Source organism: Mycobacterium sp., assembly GCF_050701675.1.
Taxonomy (GTDB): domain Bacteria; phylum Actinomycetota; class Actinomycetes; order Mycobacteriales; family Mycobacteriaceae; genus Mycobacterium.
This window is the reverse complement of the sequence record NZ_JBOGDD010000787.1, coordinates 1-2,793: the sequence shown is the minus strand read 5'-3', so window position 1 is coordinate 2,793 and position 2,793 is coordinate 1. Positions and strand designations below refer to the sequence as shown.

Annotated in this window: 5 protein-coding genes; 4 read left to right on the top strand and 1 reads right to left on the bottom strand. The window is 68.6% G+C overall.

Features of this window, described 5'->3' with window-relative positions; all coding sequences use genetic code 11:
* The 3 genes from hisS to ACRDUX_RS24130 form a co-directional block, all read left to right on the top strand.
* A partial coding sequence (gene hisS, locus ACRDUX_RS24140; RefSeq protein ID WP_526417256.1) for a histidine--tRNA ligase occupies positions 1-913 on the top strand: 913 nt, incomplete at its 5' end.
* Between the two features lie 140 nt (positions 914-1,053).
* The gene (gene dtd / locus ACRDUX_RS24135) at positions 1,054-1,485 is read left to right on the top strand and encodes a D-aminoacyl-tRNA deacylase (protein ID WP_526417258.1); all 432 of its coding nucleotides are present in this window, start codon (positions 1,054-1,056) and stop codon (positions 1,483-1,485) included.
* Positions 1,486-1,664: 179 nt separating this feature from the next.
* Entirely contained in the window at positions 1,665-2,102 is a 438-nt protein-coding gene (locus tag ACRDUX_RS24130) for an Rv2576c family protein (protein ID WP_526417254.1), read from the top strand.
* Positions 2,103-2,108: 6 nt separating this feature from the next.
* Here ACRDUX_RS24130 and ACRDUX_RS24125 read toward each other — a convergent pair whose 3' ends face one another.
* Entirely contained in the window at positions 2,109-2,459 is a 351-nt protein-coding gene (locus tag ACRDUX_RS24125) for a gamma-glutamylcyclotransferase family protein (RefSeq protein ID WP_526417252.1), read from the bottom strand.
* Positions 2,460-2,494: 35 nt separating this feature from the next.
* On the opposite strand from ACRDUX_RS24125, the gene ACRDUX_RS24120 reads away from it, so the two are divergent.
* A partial coding sequence (locus tag ACRDUX_RS24120) for an AzlC family ABC transporter permease (RefSeq protein ID WP_526417251.1) occupies positions 2,495-2,793 on the top strand: 299 nt, incomplete at its 3' end.

Here is a 2,793-nt window from a genome sequence, read left to right as displayed (position 1 = left end):
TCCGCAGGCTGGGCGGTACCGCCAACTGCAGCAGGTCGGCGTCGAGGCGATCGGAGTGGACGATCCCGCCTTGGACGCCGAGGTGATCGCCGTCGCCGACGCGGGGTACCGCTCACTCGGGCTCGACGGTTTCCGGCTGGAGATCACCTCACTGGGTGATGACACGTGCCGGCCGCAGTACCGGGAGTTGTTGCAGGAGTTCCTCTTCGGTCTCGACCTCGACGAGGACACCCGCCGCCGCGCCGAGATCAACCCCCTGCGCGTACTCGACGACAAGCGGCCATCGGTGCGTGAGCAGACCGCTGATGCGCCGCTCATGTTGGATCATCTCTCCGACGTCGCCAAGCAGCACTTCGACACCGTGCTGGCGAATCTGGATGCGCTTGGCGTGCCGTACGTCATCAACCCGCGGATGGTGCGTGGTCTGGACTACTACACCAAGACGACGTTCGAGTTCGTGCACGACGGCCTTGGCGCACAGTCGGGCATCGGTGGTGGCGGCCGTTACGACGGGCTGATGAAGCAGTTGGGTGGCCAGGACCTGTCTGGCATTGGCTTCGGTCTCGGGGTCGACCGCACGGTGCTGGCGCTGAGGGCCGAGGGCAAGACGGTCGGGGAGACGGCGCGGGTCGACGTGTACTGCGTCCCTCTCGGCGACGCGGCGAAGTCGGCACTGGTTCGGCTCGCGGGCGCACTCCGCGCCGCGGGCGTGCGGGTGGACCTCGCCTACGGGGACCGCGGGCTGAAGGGCGCCATGCGCGCGGCCGACCGGTCCGGCGCGAGGATCGCGCTCGTCGCCGGAGACCGCGACGTCGACGCAGGAACGGTCGGCGTGAAGGATCTGGCGACCGGGGAGCAGGTCGATCTGGCCCACGACGCCGTCGTGGCCGACGTCGTATCCCGCCTGGCCTGACCGACCCCCGCCCCCTTGGCGCGAGCGTGCGTGTCTGCTCCGCGACACGCCGATGTTCGTGAGCATTCACGCAACCTCGCGGGCGCCATCATTTCCAGAGCCCGTCACGGCGGTCTGCGCACATGGCAACATCGGCGGACGTGCGAGTACTGGTGCAGCGCGTCACGTCTGCCCGAGTGGTGGTCGACGACGCCGTGGTCGGTGAGATCCGGCCCGACGGACAGGGCCTGGTGGCGCTCGTCGGCGTCACGCACACCGACGACGCAGGCGTCGCCCGACGGATGGCGGAGAAGCTCTGGACGCTCAGGATCCTCGACGGCGAGCGCTCGGCATCCGACGTCGGCGCCCCGGTGCTGGCCGTCAGTCAGTTCACGCTCTACGCCAACACCCTCAAGGGCAGGCGCCCGTCGTGGAATGCGGCCGCGCCGCGAGAGGTGGCGGAACCCCTGGTGGAGGCCTTCGCGGACGCGCTGCGCCAGCTCGGGGCCCACGTCGAGAACGGGGTGTTCGGTGCCGATATGGCGGTCGAGCTCGTCAACGACGGCCCGGTGACCGTACTCCTCGAACTCTAGAACCGACCGGTGAGCGTGCGCGGGCTGCCATTGCGCCCCGGCGTGTCGATGAGCAGACACGCACGCTCGCGGGGGAAGGGAGCTCGCGGGGGAAGGGAGCTCGCCGGGGAAGGGAGGCGAGGGGGGAAGGGCGCAGAGGGGGACGTAACGGTTCGGTAGCGTTGGCCGATGTGACCTTCATGCGAACAGCGACAGGCAGGATCGGGGCAGCATTCGGAGTGGCGGCGCTGGTGGCATCCGCGGGCGTGGCCGCCGGCCAGGCCACGGCAGCGGCTGATCCGGCCGCCCACCAGGTCCGATACACGCTCACGGCGACGGACGCAGCGGACTTCGATCTCTACTACGTGACGAACCAACCCCCGAGCAAGGCGGCGTATGACGCCGACGCGTACTCGTTCCTGAAGAAGGATCAGGTGAGTCTGGCGCCAGGCACGCCGTGGGTGTTCGACACCACGCTCGCGGACCCGAACTGGGCGATCCTGACCGTGAGCAGCACGACGCACGGGGGCCGGGCCGCACCGAACCCGCATTGCGAGATCACCGTCGATGGCCAGGTGGTCGTGCAGCAGGATGCGCCCTACAACCTGCAGTGCAAGCTGCCGGGCAGCCTCGTCTAAGCCCCTTCAGCTCGCGAAGACGTACACCCAGGCGGTCCGGCCCGAGCGCAGCGGCACCGCAACGCGGCGGTAGTCGTCCACTTCGTAGTCGTCGGCGGCCGCCAAGTCGTCGGAGCTGACCGCGAACACCGTCCCCTCGACGGCGGCATCGGCGTCATGTGCCGGCTTGAGGATCCAATGGCGCGCGCTGCCGCTCGTCTCGATCACGTGCGGGTCCGTGATGGTGACCCAGTCGAGGTCGTAGCCCACGATCGCATCGAGCTGCCCGTCGAGCTCGCGTCCGAAGGTGGCCAGCTGTACGTCGCGCTGGCGCAGAGTGCCGTAGGAGAAGAGCAACTCGGTCGGTTCAGTCGTCACGCGATTCATTGAACCGCGACCTACGATGACTCGTCGTGGAGCGACGCGGTCCGGTGCCTGCGATCGCGGCTCCCGTCGGATTCGGACTCTTCTCGCTCGGTCTTGCCTTCGGCCTAGTCGTCGTCCACGCCGGGCTCGCGTGGTGGTGGGCGACGGTCTTCACCGCAGTGGTGTACGCGGGTTCGCTGGAGTTCCTGCTCGTCGGTCTCGCGGTGGCGGCCACGCCGCTGGCCCAAGTCGCGGCCACCACACTGATCGTGAATCTGCGACACGTCTTCTATGCCTTGTCGTTTCCGTTGGACCGGGTCGACGGGGTTCTCGCAAGGGTGTACAG

What these genes read in the sequence shown, in the direction of transcription:
- ACRDUX_RS24130 (WP_526417254.1), top strand. Translation starts at nt 1,665, where the DNA reads ATGCGAACAGCGACAGGCAGGATCGGGGCAGCATTCGGAGTGGCGGCG.